At 73.6% G+C, this 18,745-nt stretch carries 16 protein-coding genes; 10 read left to right on the forward strand and 6 right to left on the reverse strand.

Annotation, left to right across the window (positions count from 1 at the left end):
• Positions 1–72: 72 nt before the first annotated feature.
• The 7 genes from ACFQH9_RS12205 to ACFQH9_RS12235 all read left to right on the forward strand — a co-directional run bounded on the left by ACFQH9_RS12205 (position 73) and on the right by ACFQH9_RS12235 (position 5,148).
• The gene (locus ACFQH9_RS12205; protein WP_379566115.1) at positions 73–297 is read left to right on the forward strand and encodes a hypothetical protein; all 225 of its coding nucleotides are present in this window, start codon (positions 73–75) and stop codon (positions 295–297) included.
• A 123-nt stretch (positions 298–420) separates the two neighbouring features.
• On the forward strand, positions 421–663 hold the full coding sequence (locus tag ACFQH9_RS12210; protein ID WP_379566116.1) for a hypothetical protein: 243 nt from the start codon (positions 421–423) through the stop codon (positions 661–663).
• A gap of 262 nt (positions 664–925) precedes the next feature.
• Positions 926–1,129 carry a 3-isopropylmalate dehydratase small subunit gene (locus ACFQH9_RS12215; RefSeq protein ID WP_379566117.1) on the forward strand — a complete coding sequence of 68 codons (204 nt, stop codon included), beginning with the start codon at positions 926–928 and terminating at the stop codon, positions 1,127–1,129.
• A gap of 123 nt (positions 1,130–1,252) precedes the next feature.
• Positions 1,253–2,770, forward strand: coding sequence for a hypothetical protein (locus ACFQH9_RS12220; protein ID WP_379566118.1), 1,518 nt, complete (start codon positions 1,253–1,255; stop codon positions 2,768–2,770).
• On the forward strand, positions 2,770–3,204 hold the full coding sequence (locus ACFQH9_RS12225) for a DUF7144 family membrane protein (protein WP_379566119.1): 435 nt from the start codon (positions 2,770–2,772) through the stop codon (positions 3,202–3,204). Before ACFQH9_RS12220 ends, ACFQH9_RS12225 begins: the two co-directional genes overlap by 1 nt.
• 90 nt (positions 3,205–3,294) lie before the next feature.
• Positions 3,295–3,729: an SHOCT domain-containing protein gene (locus ACFQH9_RS12230; RefSeq protein WP_379566120.1), complete on the forward strand. Its 435-nt coding sequence runs from the start codon at positions 3,295–3,297 to the stop codon at positions 3,727–3,729.
• A 27-nt stretch (positions 3,730–3,756) separates the two neighbouring features.
• On the forward strand, positions 3,757–5,148 hold the full coding sequence (locus ACFQH9_RS12235) for a M48 family metallopeptidase (protein WP_379566121.1): 1,392 nt from the start codon (positions 3,757–3,759) through the stop codon (positions 5,146–5,148).
• Between the two features lie 57 nt (positions 5,149–5,205).
• Here the strand turns inward: ACFQH9_RS12235 and yhjD are convergent, their stop codons facing one another.
• Entirely contained in the window at positions 5,206–6,240 is a 1,035-nt protein-coding gene (gene yhjD / locus ACFQH9_RS12240; protein WP_379566122.1) for an inner membrane protein YhjD, read from the reverse strand.
• Between the two features lie 173 nt (positions 6,241–6,413).
• Between yhjD and ACFQH9_RS12245 the strand changes: the two genes are divergently transcribed.
• Entirely contained in the window at positions 6,414–8,591 is a 2,178-nt protein-coding gene (locus tag ACFQH9_RS12245) for a phage holin family protein (protein ID WP_379566123.1), read from the forward strand.
• 66 nt (positions 8,592–8,657) lie between these two features.
• On the opposite strand, the gene ACFQH9_RS12250 is transcribed toward ACFQH9_RS12245, so the two are convergent.
• Both ACFQH9_RS12250 and ACFQH9_RS12255 read right to left on the reverse strand, forming a co-directional pair.
• Positions 8,658–9,236 (reverse strand): hypothetical protein, encoded by a 579-nt coding sequence (locus ACFQH9_RS12250; protein ID WP_379566124.1) that lies wholly within the window; start codon positions 9,234–9,236, stop codon positions 8,658–8,660.
• Positions 9,237–9,358: 122 nt separating this feature from the next.
• Positions 9,359–9,592: a hypothetical protein gene (locus ACFQH9_RS12255; RefSeq protein ID WP_379566125.1), complete on the reverse strand. Its 234-nt coding sequence runs from the start codon at positions 9,590–9,592 to the stop codon at positions 9,359–9,361.
• A 273-nt stretch (positions 9,593–9,865) separates the two neighbouring features.
• Between ACFQH9_RS12255 and ACFQH9_RS12260 the strand changes: the two genes are divergently transcribed.
• Both ACFQH9_RS12260 and ACFQH9_RS12265 read left to right on the forward strand, forming a co-directional pair.
• Complete coding sequence (locus ACFQH9_RS12260) at positions 9,866–10,675, forward strand: acetate uptake transporter family protein (protein ID WP_379566126.1); 810 nt, start codon at positions 9,866–9,868, stop codon at positions 10,673–10,675.
• A gap of 117 nt (positions 10,676–10,792) precedes the next feature.
• Entirely contained in the window at positions 10,793–12,535 is a 1,743-nt protein-coding gene (locus tag ACFQH9_RS12265) for a glycoside hydrolase family 15 protein (protein WP_379566127.1), read from the forward strand.
• Positions 12,536–12,663: 128 nt separating this feature from the next.
• Here ACFQH9_RS12265 and ACFQH9_RS12270 read toward each other — a convergent pair whose 3' ends face one another.
• From ACFQH9_RS12270 to ACFQH9_RS12280, 3 genes are read right to left on the reverse strand one after another with little or no spacing between them, the layout of a single operon-like run.
• Positions 12,664–13,662, reverse strand: coding sequence for an SDR family oxidoreductase (locus tag ACFQH9_RS12270; protein WP_379566128.1), 999 nt, complete (start codon positions 13,660–13,662; stop codon positions 12,664–12,666).
• Positions 13,659–16,823 (reverse strand): FAD-binding and (Fe-S)-binding domain-containing protein, encoded by a 3,165-nt coding sequence (locus ACFQH9_RS12275; RefSeq protein WP_379566129.1) that lies wholly within the window; start codon positions 16,821–16,823, stop codon positions 13,659–13,661. The genes ACFQH9_RS12270 and ACFQH9_RS12275 overlap by 4 nt, the downstream gene beginning before the upstream one ends.
• Positions 16,820–18,634, reverse strand: a complete 1,815-nt coding sequence (locus tag ACFQH9_RS12280; protein ID WP_379566131.1) for a thiamine pyrophosphate-requiring protein — start codon at positions 18,632–18,634, stop codon at positions 16,820–16,822. The genes ACFQH9_RS12275 and ACFQH9_RS12280 overlap by 4 nt, the downstream gene beginning before the upstream one ends.
• Between the last annotated feature and the right edge of the window lie 111 nt (positions 18,635–18,745).

Here is an 18,745-nt window from a genome sequence, read left to right on the forward strand (position 1 = left end):
GATGGTGCGCGGTCGCGCGGAGGCCGGGACCGTCGACGTCCTCGTCGGGCGACCGCCAAGAAGGAGGTCAGGATGAGCTGCGAGTACTCCGTGCGGGTGAGGGGACGTCTCAGCCCGGCGCTGCTGGCGGCGCTCGATCCGCTGCGCCCGGCCCACCCCACGGAGACGGAGCTGCGCGCGCGGGTCGACGACCAGGCGGAGCTGCAACAGCTGCTGGCCCGCTTGCAGGACCTCGGGATCGAGCTCGTCGGACTCCAGCGCATCCCGACCGGGTCGCAGCCGGCACCCCGCCCCTGACCGGACCCGCTCGAGGGAACCGCGACCACCCGTCCGGGATGACCTCCGTCGACTCTCATGACTGGACACTCGATCGCACGGTGCGGGCGGAGCCGCGCGCACCGCGGGTCGAGGAGGCGCTGAATGGCACAACCCGCCGGCGAGCCCGGCCCTCCGTTCCTGCGACCGGTGATGCCGATGGACGGCCGCCGGGGGTCGGCGCGGGCGGCGCCCACCGAGGTCGGCGACCGGGCCGGAGTGCTGGTCGCGCTGTTGCAGGCCGAGGTCGAGGCCGCCGTCGACCGTGGCGTGGTCACGCAGGGCGAGGCAGAGGAGGTGCTCGCCCGCCTGGCGATCGTCGTGGACCAGGCGGTCCACGGACGCTGAGCGCCAAGGCCGGGACCTGGTCCACGGAAGACATCCGGGCGACGGCCGGTCCGCCGCCCCGAACGCGGGAGGCGCATGGTGGACACCGTCGACAGCTCCACACGGAGCACCCGCGGAGCGCGCGCGTTCCGCACGGCCGCAGCGGGCCTGCTCGGGCTCGCGGCGCGCCGGTTCATTCCCCGGGGATGAGGGAGCCGGGCGTGCCGCACGGAAGCCTGACGACCGGTGGACGAGACGCGAGGAGAACCGGAGTCGAGGGCCCATGCATTACGAGTTCCGTGTCGACGGGGTTCTGTCCGACGAGGCCCGCGCGGCCCTGAGCGGCATGAGGATCACCGTGCTCCCACCCCAGACCGTGATCGACGGCGAGGTGCTGGACGACTCCCACCTGCACGGGATCATCGCCCAGCTCGACGCCCTCGGGCTCACCCTCGTCTCGGTGCTGCCCATCCCGGGCGTGGGGTGAGATCGGCGCTCCGGGCCCCATGACGGCTCGTCGACCGCGCGGCGCTCGCCCGGACGAGGTGATGCCGAGCCGTGGTGCGTGGCCGAGGGTGCGCTCGCCACAGTCGCCTCCGAGGAGACCGCGATGTCCGTCGTCGACCGCCCCGACAGCTCCGGACCTGCCGTCGCGACCGGGGCCCCGAGCGCGCCCACCACCCGCGAGGCGACCACCCCCGCGCCGGACACGGCGGCCCCGCTCACCTCCGCGGAGCGGGCGGAGCTGGAACGCCTGCGTGCCGAGCTCGCCGCGCTGCGAGCGGCGCCACCACCTCCGCCCCCGCCGAGCCGACGCCCGCGCGGACCGATCCGGTGGGCCTCGGTCGCCTCGGCGGTCCTGCTGGTCCTGGGCCTGCTGCTGGTCCCCGTGTCCGTGCTCGCGGTCTGGACGCACAACCAGATCTCCGACACCGACCGCTTCGTGGCGACGATGGGCCCGGTCCTCGACGACCCCGCGGTGCAGACCGCCGTGGCCGGCCGGGTGACCCAGGAGGTCTTCACCCAGGTCGACGTCCAGCAGCTCGCGAACCAGGCGGTGGACGCGCTCGCCGCGCAGGGGCTCCCGGCCCCGATCGCCGACCGCCTGCACGGGCTCACCGGGCCGCTCGCCGACGGGACCCGCAGCTTCGTGCAGGACAAGGTCCAGGAGCTGGTGAGCAGCCCGGCCTTCGTCGCCGCCGGGCAGCAGGCGCTGACGGTGACCCACCAACAGCTCGCGGCGGTGCTGGCCGGCCAGTCCTCGGCGATCACCGTCCAGGGCGGCGACGCCGTCCTCGACCTCTACCCCTTCGTCGAGGCGGCCAAGCAGCGGCTCGTGGCCTCCGGGTTCGAGCTCGCCGCCAAGATCCCACCGATCCACCCGACGATCGCGCTGTTCCCGGCCAGCACCCTGATCCGCGCCCAGACGCTCTACCACCTGCTCGACGTGACGGCGACCTGGCTGCCCTGGTTGACCCTCGCGTTCCTGATCGGCGGGGCCCTGCTGGCCCGCAACCGACGGCGGGCGACTCTGGTGATCGGCCTGGCCGTGATGGGCACGATGCTCGCCCTGGCCGCGGCCCTGCTCGTCGTGCGGGGCATCGTGGTCGGCGCCGTGCCCGAACAGTCCTCCGCCGCCGCGGCCTCGGCCTACGACATCATCGTGCGTTTCGTCCGCGCCGCCCTGCGGACACTGTTCGTCGTCGGGCTCGTCGTGGCGCTCGCGGCCTGGGTGACCGGCCCGTCGTCCGCCGCGGTCCGGATCCGGGGCACACTGGCCCGCGGGGTGGCGTCGCTGCGCCGGGGCGCGGTCGCGCGCCGACTCGCCGAGGGCCCGGTGGGTCCGTGGGTCCACGACCACCTCGGCCTGGTCCGCACGGCACTGGTCGTCCTGGCCGCGCTCGTGGTCGTGCTGCTCGACCGTCCGTCGGGCCGGACGATCCTGGTCGTCGTCCTGGTGCTCCTGGTCCTGCTCGGGATCGTGCAGTTCCTCGACCAGCCACGTCCCGCGGAGCACCGGCCGGCACCGCCCGTCGCGGACCCGCAATCACCCGTCCCGGATGGCACGGGGCCGACCGCCACGGGCGATGGTCACGACTACACCGGGAACGTGCGAAAGGGGTCGTGATGAGCACGCACGCCACACCGCATCGGGCTGGACCAGCTGCCGACACGACCACCGCGGACAGCGGATGGACCACGACCTTCGCCCTGTTCGCCGCGGTCCTGATGATGCTCGCGGGCGCACTCGGCGTGCTGACCGGCATCGCGGCGATCCTGCACGACGAGGTCTACGTCCGGACGCCGCAGTACCTCTACACCCTCGACCTGACGACGTGGGGATGGGTCCACCTGGTCCTCGCCGTGCTGCTCGTCGCCGCGGGTGCGGGGGTGCTGTGGGGCGCGACCTGGGCGCGCGCCGTCGGCATCGTGGCTGCGGCGATCAACCTCGTGGCCCACTTCGCGTTCCTGCCGTACTTCCCGGTCTGGGCACTCGTGATCATCGCGCTCGACGTGCTCGTGATCTGGGCGCTCGCCGTGTACCGCGGCGAGACCGCCTGAGGCGACCGACCGCCGGCCGGAGCGACTCCGGCCCCTGACCCACCCGTTCGCGACGGGTGAGCCGTCACACCTGGAGAGAAGGGGTTGGACATGCTGCTCGCACAGACCGACTACCCGTTGCTGGACCTGTTCTGGACGATGCTGGTGTTCTTCGGCTTCGTCGTCTGGTTCTGGTTGATGTTCGTGATCTTCGGCGACATCTTCCGGCGCGACGACATCGGCGGCTGGGGCAAGACCGGCTGGACGGTGCTGATCATCGTCCTGCCGATCGTCGGGTCGCTCGTGTACCTGATCGCGGAGGGCCGGAAGATGGCCGAGCGCCGGCAGGCCGACGTCGCGGCCGCCCGCAGCGCCTACGAGCACGACGTCCGCAGGATCGCCACCGTGAACGGGACCGGCGGCGGACCCACCGCCCAGATCGCCGAGGCGAAGCGCCTGCTCGACCAGGGCGCGATCACCCGGGACGAGTACGAGGCGCTGAAGGCCACCGCTCTCGGCCGTTCGGTCGGCGAGCCCGCTCACTGACCGGCGCCCGGAACCCGGGGAGGCGTGATGTCCGCCGGCCCGACCGCACCCGCGCCGAACCGGCTCCGGCATCCTGCCGAGATCCCGTTCTTCGCGTTCATGGTGATCCTCAACGTGGCCGTCGTGGTCGGGATCGTCCGGGTCGCGCTGGTGCTGCCGTTCGTCCCGCCGGCGTTGCAGGACACGGCGTGGGCGCACGCGATCCGAGGGGCTCTGTTCGAGCTGCTGCTGCTCGTTCCCGCCCTGGTCGTGGTCCGCGAGACGCAGCGGGCCTCGACCCGGGGCACGGCCGTCCAGGTGTCGCCGGAGCAGTACCCCGAGCTCTACGGGGTCGCGGAGGAGTTCGCGGCCCGGCTCGGGCTGCGGCGTCGGCCGGCCGTCTTCCTGGCGAACGGCAACGGCGCCCTCAATGCCTTCGCCGCCCAGGCCACCGGGCACGACTACGTGGTGCTGTCCAACGAGCTGTTCACCAACCTGTACCGCGGCAACCGCGAGGGCCTGCGCTTCATCCTCGGCCACGAGCTGGGCCACATCCGCCTGCACCACGTCGCGCTGTGGTACCAGCTCTCGGTCGCCTACTCCGGACGCATCCCGCTGCTCGGGCAGGCCCTCTCGCGGCTGCGCGAGTACTCCTGCGACCGGCACGGTGCCCATCTCGCCCCGCACGGCGCGACGGGGCTGGTCCTGCTCGCCTCGGGCCGCCACACCGAGCAGGAGGTCGACATCCCCGCGCTGGTCCGGCAGGGCCGTGCGCTGCGGGGCTTCTGGGTCGGGTTGGCGCAGCTGCCGCGCTCGCACCCCTACACGGTGCGCCGGGTGGAGCGCCTGTACGGGCTGGGCCTGGCCGCGGGCTTCGGGCTCCTCGTGCTGGGCATCGGCGTCCTGCTGCCCCTCGTGCCCCGCGCCGGGACCGGGTGGGTGCTCGTGGGACCACTCGTGATCGCCGGCGCCGGGCTGGGACTGCTGGTGTCGCAGCTGAACAACTACACGTTGTCCCCGGTGCCGGAGGAACGGGTCAGCGAGGCGGCCGGGGTGAACTCGGCGGCCGGGTCGTTCGGGCTCTCCTTCGGCCTCGCGTTCGCCGGCGCGATCATGCTGGCCGCCCTGGCGTGGACGTTCACGGCGGAGACCGACGCCAGCACCGTCCTGCCGCCGGTCGAGAAACAGCAGGTCGCGCAGGCGCTGGAAGAGGACGCCGAGCTGATGAGCAACACGCGGCTCGCCGAGCTGCTCGCCACCCAGCCCGAGGCGATCCGGCAGGAGATCCTCCGGATCAACACCGAGGCCCGCCCCTTCGCGCTGCAGGTCGGGCTGCTCGTGCCGCTGCTCGCCGCCGCGGCCGGGCTCGCCAACTCCCTTCGGATGCGGCGGCTCCCGGACCCGACGCCGTCGGGCGCCGCGGAGACGACCCTCGGGTGAGCAGGATCCGGGCGACGTCCGGATCCACGCCTCCCGGCATCGCGCCACTTCCTGCCGTCACTCCTCCCCGCCGCGGTGGCCCAGCAGCCGGCCACCGATCAGGCCTGCCGCGGCTCCAGCCCCGAGCAGGCCCGCGCCTGCGGCCGTCCCGAGGCCCCGGCGGATGCACACCTCCGGCCGGATGACGGCGGGTTGCGGTGGGGGCGGCGGTTCCTCGCGCTGGTTCTCGGGGGCGGTGGCCGCCCACGCGGCGACGAAGATCAGGAAACGGGAGACCGTGTAGAGGAAGACCATCAGGCCGAGGATCGGTCCGAACGCGATGCCGGTCGGGCTCCGGGTCACGAACGCCAGGTACACCACCATCCCCTGTTTGATGAGCTCGAGGCCGACCGCGGCGCAGACCGCCGCACGTCGGGCGCTGCGCCAGGTCAACCGTCCGCGGGGCAGCCGTGCAAAGACCCAGAGGAAGAGCAGCCAGTCGGCGAGCAGGCTCAGGACCACACCGAGCGCGGTCAACAGTCCGCGGGCCCACCCGTGGTCGGCGAGCCCGAGCAGCTCCAGGACCTGCCCGGCGAAGACGCCGGCCGCGGTGGTGATCCCGAACGACACCGCCACCGCCAGGCCCAGCCCGAGCAGCGCGACCAGGTCGACGCGCAGGCGGCGCAGGAACGGTGGCGGTAGTGGTGGTTGGCCCCACTGCTCGGACAGCGCGGCCCGCAGGTTGCTCATCCACCTCAGGCCGGTGTAGGCGGCGATGAGCAGGCCGATCGTCCCGACCGTGGAGGCGGAGGCCACGGCCTGGTCGATGATCGAGTTCACCGTCTGGTCGAGCCCGGCCGGCAGGGCCTCGTCGACGTGGGCCCGCAGCCGGGCGAGCGGTTCCGGATCGGCGGCCAGCACCAGGGTCACCACGGCGAACGCGACCATGACCAGGGGGACCAGCGCCAGCAGGCTGAAGTAGGTGATCCCGGCCGCGTAGTGGTCTCCGTGTCGTTCGGTGTAGCGCACCCCGGCACGCACCAGGTGGTCGAGCCACGGGTGGCGGCGGCGGAGCCGGTCGAGGCCGGACAGGACGGTCGGCTGGTCGGTCACGCGGCCTCCCACACGCTCTGGACTCAGGTGGTCCACGGTCGCCAACGCGCCGGCGGCTCCGCTCACCCGCGCGGGGTGACGTCCACCGGCCGGGCGGCGCCCACGCAGCGCTGTCACTGGCCGACACCGCGCGGTTCGTCGACGTGGGGCGACGCGACCGGCACGATGCCGGTATGGAGACGCAGGCGGGCCCGAGCCTGCGAGCGAGCGGCCGCGACGTCCGCGACGGGCTCATCGGGCTCGTCGTCACCGGCGTGGCCCTGCTCGTCGCGGCATCGGTCCTGGACGGGCTCTCCTTCGCGCCGTGGTGGACGGCGTTCGTGGTCGCCGCCGCGATGGGCGTCGTCGACGCGCTGGTCCGCCCCGTGCTGCGGGCCCTGGCCGGACGTGCGGGTGCGGTGACCGCGCTCCTGTCGGGTGTGCTCGTCCAGGTCGCCGTGGTCGAGCTCGCGCTCCTCGCGGTGCCCTCGGCCTCGGTGGCCTCCCTCGGTGACGCGGTGGCGACGCTGGTGATCGTCGCCGTGGTCTCGGTCGTGACCCGCTGGCTGCTCGGCGTCACCGACAACTCCTACCTCGTCGCGGACCTGATCCGCCGTGGCGAGCGACGCCGTCGGCGTACACCACCGGCGGCCGGTCCGGACGCCGGCCCGGCCCCGGCCGGGCTCGTCGTGGTGCAGGTGGACGGGCTGCCGTTCAGGTTGCTGCAGCACGGCATCGTCTCGGGGGTCCTGCCGACCCTGGCCCGCTGGGTGCGCGCCGGCAGCCACGACGCGGTCCGCTGGTGGGCGCGGGTCCCGTCGACGACGCCGGCGAGCCAGGCGGGTCTCCTGCACGGCACCAACGACGGCATCCCTGCCTTCCGCTGGTACGAGAAGGCCACGGGCCGGCTGATGGTCGCCAACCGCCCGGCGGACGCGGCCGAGGTCGAGAAGCGGCTGTCGGACGGGCGCGGGCTGCTGTCCGAGGGTGGCGTGAGCGTGTCGAACATCTTCAGCGGGGACGCCCCGACCGCCTTCATGACGATGAGCCGCATCACCGGCCGGGGTGGCCTCGGCCCCGGCCGTGGCTACGTCAGGTTCTTCGCCAGCCCGTTCGTGTTCCCCCAGGCCCTGGTGCGGACGCTCGGCGAGATGGTCAAGGAGCTCCACCAGAGCAGACGGCAGCGCCTGCGTGGCATCGAGCCGCGGGTCCGCCGGCGCCGCGCCTACGTGGCCCTGCGCGGGCTGACGAACGTCCTGTTGCGCGATCTCAACGTCGCCCTGGTCGCCGAGCACATGATCGCCGGAGCGCCCGTGATCTTCGTCGATCTCGTCGACTACGACGAGATCGCGCACCACGCCGGGGTCGCCCGGCCGGAGTCGCTGGCCGCGTTGGCCGGCGTGGACGGGGTCCTGGGGACCCTCGAGAGGGTGGCGGCGGCCGCGCCGCGGGACTACCGCTTCGTGGTCCTGTCCGACCACGGGCAGAGCCAGGGGCCGACGTTCCGCCAGCTGACCGGGCGCGGGCTGGAGGCGGCGGTCCGGGAGCACACCGAGACCAGCAGCACCGCGACGCTGGCCGACACCGGCGACGTCGAGGTGTGGGGGCCGGTCAACGCGATGCTCGCCGAGGTCCTCTCGGGCGTCCGGCCGGGAACGCGCCGGTCCGACGGGCGGTGGGGTGCCGAGGGAACGGGCATGGTCGTCGGACCGCAGCGGGACACGCGGGGTGCGCAGGCCGGGCCGTCCGCGGGCGAGCGGCCGGAGCTGGTCGTCGCGGGGTCGGGGAACGTCGGGCTGGTCTGGTTCCCCCGACTGCCGGGCCGCGTGCCGGTCGAGGAGCTGGGCCGGCGGTTCCCGGCACTGGTGCCCGGCCTGATGTCCGAGCCCGGGGTGGCGTTCGTCGTGGTGCACAGCGCGCGCGGCCCGCTGGCGATCGGCCCGGACGGCGTGCGGGTGCTGCTCGAGGGCGTCGTCGAGGGCCGGGACCCGCTGGCGGCCTTCGGCCCCCGGGCCGTGGCCGATCTCGCGCGCGTCGCCGTCATGGACGCCTGCCCCGATCTCTACGTCCACTCGACGGTCGACCCGCGCACCGACGAGGTGCACGCGTTCGAGGAGCTCGTCGGCTGCCACGGCGGCCTCGGCGGCTGGCAGAACGACGCCGTGCTCGTCCACCCGACGGACTGTCCGCTGGACGCCGACCTCCTCGATCGGACGGTCGAGGGCGAGGCCCTGCTGTACGGGGCCGAGGCCGTCCACCGACAGCTCGTGCGCTGGCTGGAGCGCTGCGGCGCGCGCGGCCGCCCGGTCCCGCGGACCACGCCCGGCGGCGCCCGCAGCCCGCGCACCGCGGAGCCCACTGAGCGCGGCTGAGAAGGCCGTCCTGGTGGCTGTCACCACTGCGCGGCGCGACGGCTGCCCGAGTGCGCGCCCGGACGGTCAGGCCCGGCCGTCGGTCCCAGGTCGTCGCGCTGACCGGGCGCCGGTCAGCCGCTCCTGCACCGCTCGGACCCGGGGATGGCGGCCGTGTCGCAGGTGGATGCCCTGGACGAGTCGGAGCAGGTCCTCACGCGCCGCGATCCAGCGCCGCCGCACGTCCTCGACCTCGTCGTCGCTCAGCACCGTGCCGTCGTGGGCTGCGGCCTGCATCTCGCGCAGGGCCTCGCGCATCGTCCGCGAGGCGACGCGGACCGGGTGCGTGCGCTCGCCGGACAGGAGCGAGACGATGTTCGACTTCCGTTCGGCCTCCTCGACGGCGTCGTCGGCGCGCTTCCGCAGGCCCTCCCAGCGGTCGTCCTCGGGGGAGGTCTGGTGGAGTCGACGCAGGGCGCGGAACTCCGCGTCCGAGACGGCCAGGAACTCGGCGACGCCGTCGACGAACGCCTTCTCCCACCGTGTCTCGTACTCGTAGCGCCGCGTACGCCGGTCACGCAGCGACTGCGCAGCGGCCGCGATGACACCGCCGAGCACGGTGCCCGAGAGGGCCGAGATCGTCCCTAGCCAGGTCGGGTCCGCCACCTGGGGAGCGTACCGATGACCTCGCGGTTCGAGCGGCCGATGATCGAGGACGGACGCGGCGCACGCAGACCCGCGCTCACCGGCGCACGAGCTCGTCGCGGCCCAGGCGAAGGCCGGGCTCCTCAGTCGCTGGCGGCGCCGGCGAGGTGCAGACGCTGGCGCAGCCGTTCCCGGGCCAGGCGGTGCACGAACTCGGGCAGTGCCCCGCCCGGCACCTCGCCGCGGAGGTCGCGCTCGGCGCGGCGCACCTCCGCCCGGACGAGGCCGGGCGGTGCGATCCCGGCGAACTCCTCGGCGAGCGGGTGCGCCACGTCCTGGCTCGGTGTTCGTCCCTCGGTGGCTGTCGTGTCGGTCATCGTGTCCTTTCCGGCCGGTCCATCCGGCCCCGCCGGTGCGGTTCGGGGCCGGCCCGGCGCCACCGAGGCTAGGCGCGGCGAGAGTCGTTGTCGCGCAAGCGACCTGACGATCGTCTTGCGCCCCGGACGGGGACCGGTCCCGGTGCGCGCCGCCCTCCGCCGGCGAGCCCGGAGGAGCGTGTATTCGTCAGCGTTTCGTCAGGTCGCACCGCGTTTGGCCGGTGGCCGCCGTGCGACTCCCGGCTCGACGACGTCGACCTGGAGGAGGACGACATGCGTACGCGGCACGAGAAGGATCTGGCGAGCGCGGGACAGGGCGCGGGAGGCGGGTACGCGGCCTCGAAGGCTCCCGGACCGCGGGGGGACGACCTCGCCGACGACCGTCCCGAGAAGGAGGTCTGGGAGGAGCGCAGCCGGATCGTGCTCACCCCCGTGGCCGCGCCCTCGGTGCTGGGCCTGTTCGCGTTCGGTTCGGCGACGTTGATGGTGGCCTCGCTGTTGGCCGGCTGGTGGGGGACCCCGGCGACGGCCGCCCCCGTCCTCGCGCCGTTCGCGCTGTTCTTCGGTGGGCTGGGGCAGCTCCTCGCCGCGATGTGGTCGTACCGCGCGCGGGACACGCTGGCCACGGCGATGCACGGCACGTGGGGGTCGTTCTGGCTGGGTTGGGGCGCGCTCGTGCTGCTCGGCGGCACCGGTCTGGTGCCTGCCGGCGCCCTCGAGTCCCGCGCGTTCGGGTTCTGGTTCATCGGCCTCGCGGTGGTCACCCTGTTCGGCACGATCGCCGCGATGACGGTCAGCGTGGGCCTGTTCACCGTGCTGGGCCTGCTGACCGCGGGATCGGTCCTGCTCGCGATCGGGCTGATCGCCCCGGTCGCCTGGGCGGTCGCGGCAGGCGGCTGGGTGCTCGTCTTCTCCGCGGGCGCGGCCTTCTACGTCGCCGGAGCGATGTTGCTGGCGGCGACGAAAGGCCGGACGATCCTGCCGATGGGCAAGCTCGACGCGGCCTCGAACATCCCGGGCCGCAGGCCCGACGATCCCGTCGGCTACTCCGGCGGCATGCCCGGCGCGCGCGTGGGCCAGTGACCCCGGCGTCAGACGATCGCAAGGTGGGAGGTCTGCTGAGCGTCCCCGGGTCCGGGTAGTTCTCCTACCGGGCCGGCCGCGGTGGCCGGCCCGCAGGGGCGACCGCGGGAGGCGGGGGTGGATCCACGCACGGTGCCGGGCCCGCACGTGCTGCGCGAGTACGCACTGATCGCGGATGGGGAGCGGGGCGCGCTGGTCGGCCCGCGCGGGGACATCGCCTGGCTCTGCGCGCCGCGGTGGGACTCGCCCGCCGTCCTCTCCTCGCTGCTCGGCGGCCGCGGGTGCTACGCGGTGTCGCCGCGGCAGCGGTGCGTGTGGGGCGGCTACTACGAGGACGGCTCGCTGATCTGGCGGTCGCGCTGGATCACCGACGACAACGCCGTCGTGGAGTGCCGTGAGGCGCTCGCCTTCCCCGGCGATCCGCACCGCGCCGTGATCCTGCGGCGGGTGGCGCCGGTACGGGGCGAGGCGAGCCTCGATGTGCTGCTGCGGCCGGCGGCGGACTTCGGGCGCACGGCGCTGTCGCGGGTCGAGCGGTCCGACGACGGCGTGTGGACCGGGCGGAGCGGGTCCTTGCGGGTGCGCTGGACCGGTGCCCCGGAGGCGCGACCGGACGACGGCGGTCTGCGGACCGAGCTGCGGCTGGCGCCGGGGGAGCACCACGACCTGGTGCTGGAGCTCTCCGACGCCGAGTTCGCCGGCCCGCCGCCGGACCCCGACCGCACCTGGGCCGCCACCGAGACCGCCTGGCGGGAGGCGCTGCCCGAGCTGGGACCGAGCATCGCCGAGCGCGACGCCCGGCACGCCTACGCGGTCATGCGGGGGCTCACGACCGCCGGCGGCGGGATGGTCGCGGCCGGCACGACGAGCCTGCCCGAGCGGGCGGACCGGGGACGCGACTACGACTACCGCTTCGTCTGGATCCGCGACCAGTGCTTCGCCGGGCAGGCGGTGGCCGCCGCGGGTCCGCACCCGCTGCTCGACGACGCCGTGGGGTTCGTCGCGGGCCGGATCCTGGCCGACGGGCCCGACCTGATGCCCGCCTACACGGTCACCGGTGAGCCGGTGCCCGCGCAGCGCACCCTGGACCTGCCGGGCTACCCGGGCGGCTCGAACGTGGTCGGCAACCACGTGCGCACGCAGTTCCAGCTCGACGCCTTCGGCGAGGCGCTGCTGCTGTTCGCCGCCGCCGCCCGGCACGACCGGCTCGACACCAACGGGTTCCACGCCACCACGGCCGCCGTCGCGGCGATCGAGAAGCGCTGGCAGGACGCCGACGCGGGGCTGTGGGAGCTCGACCCGCAGCACTGGACGCACTCGCGGCTGATCTGCGCCGCCGGCCTGCGCCAGGCGGCCTCGGCCGCGGCGCCCGCCTCCGACGCCGCGGCGTGGAACGCCCTCGCCGACCGGATCGTGGCGGCGACGGCGGAGGACTCGCAGCACCCGTCGGGCCGCTGGCAGCGCACGCCGGACGACCCACGGGTGGACGCCGCGCTCCTGCTTCCGGCGTTGCGGGGCGCCGTGCCGCCCGACGACCCGCGCTCGGTCGCCACGTTCGAGGCGGTCCGCGCCGAGCTGGGCCGCGACGGCTACGTCTACCGGTTCCGGCACGACGGCCGTCCGCTCCACGAGGTCGAGGGCGCCTTCCTGCTCTGCGGGTTCCTCACCGCGATGGCGGCCCACCAGCAGGGCCACCGGACCGAGGCCGCCCGGTGGTTCGAGCGCAACCGGGCGGCGTGCGGGCCGCCGGGCCTGTTCTCCGAGGAGTACGACGTGGTGCAGCGCCAGCTGCGCGGCAACCTGCCGCAGGCGTTCGTCCACGCGACGATGCTGGAGGCGTCGATCCGGCTGGCCGAGTGAGGACGGTCGACGACCGGCCCCGGGTGTCGGACCGGCGGCGCCGACACGACCGCGGCCGTCCCCGATACGGGGACGGCCGCGATGTGCACAGCCCTCGCACCGCGCGAGGCGCACCGCCCGTGGCGCGGCTACCGCCGGCGCAGGCCGAGGCCGGCGAGCGCCGCGAGGCCCGAGGCCGCCGCGCCGGCGAGCAGGGCACCGCGGTGCATCGAGGCCCACAGCACGGGGTCGCGGGAGTGCGCCTGGTCGTCGAAGGCACCGTGGGCGCCCCGGTCGGCGTCGTCGTCGCGGGGGGCGAAGACGTTGGAGCCGTGGCGCGGCAGGTCGGCGTCCGTCTGCTGGCCGCTGACCCCGGTGCGGGCCAGGTAGGCGCGGACGAGCGTGGGCGCCACCCGCTCGCCCAGGATCGTGTACGCGGTGGAGATCCCGACCCAGATGCTGCGGCGCGGGTGCTCGGCGACGAACCGGACGGCGCGGCCGGCCAGTTCGGGCTGGTAGACCGGCGCGACCGGGCGCGGGTGCCCGGGCATCTTGTTCAGGTTCCAGCTGAACTGCGGCGTGTTGAGCCCGGGCAGCTGGACCATGCAGATCCTGACCCCGCTCTTCTCGTGGGCGAGCTCGGTGGCCACGGCCTCGGTGAAGCCCTTGACCGCGTGCTTGGCCCCGCAGTAGGCGGACTGCAGCGGGATGGACCGGTAGGCCATCGCCGAGCTGACGTTGACGATCACCCCGTGGTCCCTGGGCCGCATCCGGGCCAGCGCCGCGCGGGTGCCGTTGACCTGGCCGTAGTACGTGACCTCGGTCATCCGCCGGTACTCCTCGTCGGTGGTGTCCCAGAAGAAGGCGAGCGACCCGGCGAAGGCGGCGTTGACCCACACGTCGATCGGCCCGAGCTCGTCCTCGACCTGCCGCGCGGCCTGCTCGACCGCGGCCGTGTCCGCGACGTCCGTCGCGATGGCGAGCGCCCTCCCCCCGCCGGCCGCCCGGACCTCCTCCTCGGTGGCCTTCAGGCCAGCGGCGCCGCGGGCGAGGACCGCCACGTCGTAGCCGGCGTTCGCGAACTCGCGTACCGCCGCGCGCCCGACCCCCGCGGTGCCTCCCGTGACGACCACGATCCCCGCGCTCATGCGACTCCTCCCGTCGTGTGGCTCGTCGTCAGGCGCACCCCGGCGGTCGCGACCGCCGCGGCCAGGGCGGCGGACACGGCGACCGGCAGGGTCGTCCGTGCCACGCGCCGCCCCCGACCGGGTCGTGGTCGGGGCGGGGTGCCGTCCTCCGGCCGTCCGTCCCGGTGGCCGGATGCCCCCTCGCGCCGCGCCAGCGCCATCACCTCGCCGAGGTGCAGGGCCCGGCGTCCCAGGCCGGCGTCGGCGATCTGGGTGGTGCACGAGAACCCGTCGGCGACGACGACCGTGTCCGGGTCGGCGTTGCGGACCGCGGGCAGGAGGGCCTGCTCGCCGCAGGCCGTCGAGATGTCGTACTTGCCGCTCTCGAAGCCCCACGACCCGGCGAGGCCGCAGCATCCGCCGGTCACCGACTCGACCTCCATGCCCATGCGTTCGAGGACCTCCTGGTCGGGGCCGACACCGCCGGTCGCCCGCTGGTGGCAGTGCCCCCACAGCAGCGCCCGGCCGTGCAACCGGGGCGGCTCGATGTCGAAACGGGCGAAGAACTCGCCGAAGTGGTAGGCGTTGCCGGCCAGCCGCCGCGCGTCGTCGTCGTGCGGCCGCATCTTGACCAGCTCGTCCTTGAACACCGCCAGGCAGCTGGGTTCCATCCCGACGACCGGCGTGCCGGCCCGGATGTCGTCGCGCAGGACGTCGAGGACCCGCCGCAGGTAGCGGTCGGCCACGTCCAGGAACCCGTAGTCGTACAGCGGCCGCCCGCAGCACACGTGCACCTCCGGCATGACGACCTGCCAGCCGGCGGCCTCGACGGCCTCGACACACGCAACGCCCACGTCCGTGTGCAGGTGGTTGGTGAAGGTGTCGGGGAAGAGCACCACGCGGCGCCCGTCCGGGTTGCGGGTGCCCCCGCGCTCGGCGAACCACTGCTGCAGGGTCTGCGGGGCGAAGGTGGGCAACGGCCGGCGGCGGTCGATCCCGGCGACGAGCTTGGCCACCCGGGCGAGCCCGGGCGTCTGCGTGACGGCGTTGACCAGCTCGGGCATGCGCGACGCGAGCCGCGCGGCCTGGTCGATGAACCCGAAGGTGTAGGCGTGGCGCGAGCGCCAGCGCCGCCAGGACTTGTAGTGGTGGTAGCGGAACTCGGCCTTGTAGGTGGGCATGTCGACGTCGACCGGGCAGTCGCTGGTGCAGCCCTTGCAGGCCAGGCACAGCTCGAGGCCGTCGGCGACCTCCGTCGACTGCCACCCGTCGGTGATCACCTCGCCGCGCAGCATCTCGAACAGCAGCCGGGAGCGCCCGCGGGTGGTGTGCTTCTCCTCGCGGGTGACCTGGTAGCTGGGACACATGGTCTGCGTGGGCTCGGGGTCGCGGCACTTGCCGACGCCGACGCAGCGCAGCGCGGCGTGGGCGAAGTCCCCGTCGTCCTGGGCATAGGCGAAGCGGACGGCGGGCCGCCAGGGGTTGTAGCCCGTGCCGAGCTTGAGGTTCTCGTCCATCCGGTAGGCGTCGACGACCTTGCCCGGGTTCATCTTCGCGTCCGGGTCCCAGATGGCCTTGAACTCCCGCATGGCCTGCATCAGCCGCGGCCCGTACTGCTTCTCCAGCAGCTCGGCGCGCTGCTGGCCGTCGCCGTGCTCCCCGGACAGCGTGCCGCCGTAGCGGGTGACCAGGTCGGCGGCGTCCTCCATGAACGCGCGGTAGTTGCGGATGCCCTCGGCGGTGCGCAGGTCGAAGCTGATCCGCGAGTGGATGCAGCCCTCTCCGAGGTGGCCGTACATCGCCCCGCGCAGCCCGTGCTCGCCGTAGAGCGCGTCGAGGTCGCGGACGTAGTCGCCGACCCGGTCCGGCGGCACCGCGGAGTCCTCCCAGCCCGGCCAGTGGTCCCCGTCGGCGGGGAAGGCGGTGGAGCCGAGACCGCCCTCGCGGATGGCCCACAGGGTCTCGCTGTTCCCGCCCTCCTGGACGCTCTTCGCGACCCGGATGCGGTCCTCGGCATAGCCCTTCTCCCCGCGGAGCCAGTCGACGAACTCCCGGCAGCGGCCCACCGACTCCTCGGTGGTGTCGGCGCCGAACTGGACCATCAGCCAGGCGCCGCCCTCGTCGCGCCGGGGCAGCTCGTGCAGGCCCCCGAGGTTGATCTTCTTCAGCTGCTCGTCCTCGATCAGCCGCTCGTCCAGGGCCTCGAGCCCGATCGGCTTCCACGCCATGATCTCGGGGACGTGGGTCGCGGCCTCGGCGAGCTCCGGGTACTGGACCAGCACGGTGGTCCGCCGGAACAGCGCCGGGGTCAGCAGCAGGACCGCCCGCAGCGCGATCGCGCAGGTGCTCTCGGTGCCGACGAGGGCGCGGGCGACGTTGAACCCCCGCTCCGGCAGCAGCTCGTCGAGGTTGTAGCCCGACACCCGCCGCGGCAGCACGTCGACCGACGGGTAGCCGGCGCGGATGTCGTCGGCGTAGCGGTCCCGCAGGTCGCGCAGCTTCGCGTAGATCTCGCCCTTGCGCCCCCCGGCCGCGATGATCTCGTCGAGCCGGTCCTCCTCGTCGACCCCGACCCAGAAGCGCTCGCCGTCGTAGGTGACGATCTCCAGTGCGTGGGTGTTGTCCGAGGTCCGCGGGCCGGGCCCGTAGTGGCGCGCCTGCACGGAGTGGATGCCGCACGAGTTGTTGCCGATGTTGCCGCCGATGGTGCACCGCGAGTGCGACGACGGGTCGGGGCCGAACACCAGCCCGTACTCGCCGGTGACCTTGTTGAGCTGCTCGTTGATCACCCCGGTCTCTGTCGTGACGCGCCGGTTCTCGGCGTCGACCTCCTCGACCCTGGTGAGGTACTTCGAGAAGTCGATCACGACGGCGTTGTTGACCGTCTCGCCGGACAGGCTGGTGCCGCCGCCGCGGGAGACCACCGGCGCGCGGTACCGGTGGCAGGCCTTCATCGTCTCCACGACGTCGTCCGGCGTCCGGGGCACGACGACGCCGACCGGGACCTGCCGGAAGTTCGACGCGTCGTTGGCGTACACGGCCAGCGAGGCGGTGTCGAAGCGGACCTCACCGCTCACGTGCCGGCGCAGGTGCTGCTCCAGCCCCTTCGTGTTGATCGTCTCGGTGGCGACCATGCCCGCGGCGAACCGCCGGTCGGGCCGGGCCGGGACCGTGGTGGTCACTCGTTCCTCCCCGGGATCGCGTCCTTGACCGACTCGGTGAACTCGTGGAGCTTCTGCTTGGCCCCCTTCGTGATCACGCCGGCTTCCTCCGGGTCGCCCTTGAGCATCGCCGTGGCCGACTTCCTGCCCAGCTCCTTCTTGATGTGCGGCGGGATGGGCGGGATCTCCGGGTCGACGACGACCTCCAGCACGACCGGTCGGTCGGCCGCGAGGGCCCGGTCCCACGCCGCACCCATCGCGGCCGGGTCGTCGACCTTGATGCCCTCGAACCCGAGGAGCGTCGCGAACTCGGCGTAGGGGACGTCGGGGATCCACTGCGATCCCATGAACTTCGGGTCGCCGGACTCGGCGCGCTGCTCCCAGGTCACCTGGTTGAGGTCCTGGTTGTTGAACACGCAGAAGACCAGGGTCGGGTTCTTCGCGGTCAGCTCCTTGATGTAGCGCTTGACCGTGACGAGCTCGGCCATGCCGTTCATCTGAAACGCCCCGTCGCCGACCAGGGCGATCACCGGGCGGTCGGGGTAGGCGAACTTCGCCGCGATCGCGTAGGGGGTGCCGGCGCCCATCGTGGCCAGGGTCCCGGCCAGCGAGGCGCGCATCCCCTTGCCGAGCCTCAGGTACTGCGCCCACCAGTTCGTGGCCGATCCGGAGTCGGTGGTGATGATCGCGTTCTCCGGCAGCCGGGGAGACAGCTCGTAGGCGACCAGCTGCGGGTTGAGCGGGTCGGCGGACTCGTGGGCGCGGTCGTCGAGGACCCGCCACCACTGCTCGACCTCCTTCTCGATCCTCTCCCGCCAGGAGCGGTCCTCCTTGCGCCGCAGCAGCGGCAGCAGGGCCTGCAGCGTGTCGCGCGAGTCGCCGACCAGGTTCGCCTGCACCGGGTACCGCACGCCGATCATCCGGCCGTCGATGTCGATCTCGACGGCCCTGGCCTGGCCCTCCTCGGGCAGCCACTCGGCGTACGGGAAGCTGGTGCCGATCATGAACAGGGTGTCGGCGTCCTTCATCAGCTCGTAGCTGGCCGTCGAGCCGAGCAGCCCGATCGGCCCGGTGACGTAGGGCAGGTCGTCGGGGAGCACCTCGCGCCCGAGCAGGGTCTTGGCCACGCCGGCACCGAGCAGCTCGGCCGCGGCCACCACCTCGTCCTGCGCCTCGGCGGCCCCCTGCCCGACGAGCATCGCGACCTTGGAGCCCTCGTTGAGGATCTCCGCGGCCTTCTCCAGCTCGGTCTGCGGCGGGACGACCCGCGGCTTGGTCCAACCGACGCTGGTGTAGACCGCGCCGTGGGTGCGCGGCGGCGAGGGCTGCGCGTCCTCCTCCTGCACGTCGACCGGGAAGATGATGGTGGCGACGGTGCGGTTGGACAGCGCGACCTTGCAGGCGCGGTCGACCAGCTGGCGGGCCTGGGCGGGGTGCATGCAGGTCTGCACGAACTCGGACACGTCGGTGAACAGCACGGTCGGGTCGATCTCCTGCTGGAACGCCGCACCGAGGGAGAAGCGCTTCTGCTGCCCGACGATCGCCACCACCGGCTGGTGGTCGAGCTTGGCGTCGTACAGGCCGTTGAGCAGGTGGATCGCCCCACCCCCGGAGGTGGCCAGGCAGCAGCCCAGCTCGCCGGTGAACTTGGCGTGGGCACCGGCCATGAACGCGCCCATCTCCTCGTGCCGCGGCTGGATCAGCTCCGGGTTCCCGTCCGCGCGGTCCAGCGCGCCCAGGAACCCGTTGATCCCGTCGCCGGGGTAGCCGTAGATGCGGTGGATGCCCCACTCGGTCAGGCGGTGCAGGACGTAGTCGGCGACCTTCGGCATTGCCGTCCTCATCTCGTCGCGTAGTCGTCGTGTGCGGGTCGTGTCTCGTCTCGTCGCGGTCCCGTCACGGGTTCTGCGGTGGCCCCGGAACGGGTCCGCCGGAGCCCCCTG

This window comes from Pseudonocardia lutea, assembly GCF_042658055.1.
Classification (GTDB): Bacteria; Actinomycetota; Actinomycetes; order Mycobacteriales; family Pseudonocardiaceae; genus Pseudonocardia; species Pseudonocardia lutea.

What these genes read in the sequence shown, in the direction of transcription:
- ACFQH9_RS12220 (WP_379566118.1), top strand. Translation starts at nt 1,253, where the DNA reads ATGTCCGTCGTCGACCGCCCCGACAGCTCCGGACCTGCCGTCGCGACC.
- ACFQH9_RS12230 (WP_379566120.1), top strand. Translation starts at nt 3,295, where the DNA reads ATGCTGCTCGCACAGACCGACTACCCGTTGCTGGACCTGTTCTGGACG.
- ACFQH9_RS12235 (WP_379566121.1), top strand. Translation starts at nt 3,757, where the DNA reads ATGTCCGCCGGCCCGACCGCACCCGCGCCGAACCGGCTCCGGCATCCT.
- ACFQH9_RS12255 (WP_379566125.1), bottom strand. Translation starts at nt 9,592, where the DNA reads ATGACCGACACGACAGCCACCGAGGGACGAACACCGAGCCAGGACGTG.
- ACFQH9_RS12245 (WP_379566123.1), top strand. Translation starts at nt 6,414, where the DNA reads ATGGAGACGCAGGCGGGCCCGAGCCTGCGAGCGAGCGGCCGCGACGTC.
- ACFQH9_RS12270 (WP_379566128.1), bottom strand. Translation starts at nt 13,662, where the DNA reads ATGAGCGCGGGGATCGTGGTCGTCACGGGAGGCACCGCGGGGGTCGGG.
- ACFQH9_RS12215 (WP_379566117.1), top strand. Translation starts at nt 926, where the DNA reads ATGCATTACGAGTTCCGTGTCGACGGGGTTCTGTCCGACGAGGCCCGC.
- ACFQH9_RS12280 (WP_379566131.1), bottom strand. Translation starts at nt 18,634, where the DNA reads ATGCCGAAGGTCGCCGACTACGTCCTGCACCGCCTGACCGAGTGGGGC.
- ACFQH9_RS12210 (WP_379566116.1), top strand. Translation starts at nt 421, where the DNA reads ATGGCACAACCCGCCGGCGAGCCCGGCCCTCCGTTCCTGCGACCGGTG.
- ACFQH9_RS12225 (WP_379566119.1), top strand. Translation starts at nt 2,770, where the DNA reads ATGAGCACGCACGCCACACCGCATCGGGCTGGACCAGCTGCCGACACG.
- ACFQH9_RS12260 (WP_379566126.1), top strand. Translation starts at nt 9,866, where the DNA reads ATGCGTACGCGGCACGAGAAGGATCTGGCGAGCGCGGGACAGGGCGCG.
- ACFQH9_RS12205 (WP_379566115.1), top strand. Translation starts at nt 73, where the DNA reads ATGAGCTGCGAGTACTCCGTGCGGGTGAGGGGACGTCTCAGCCCGGCG.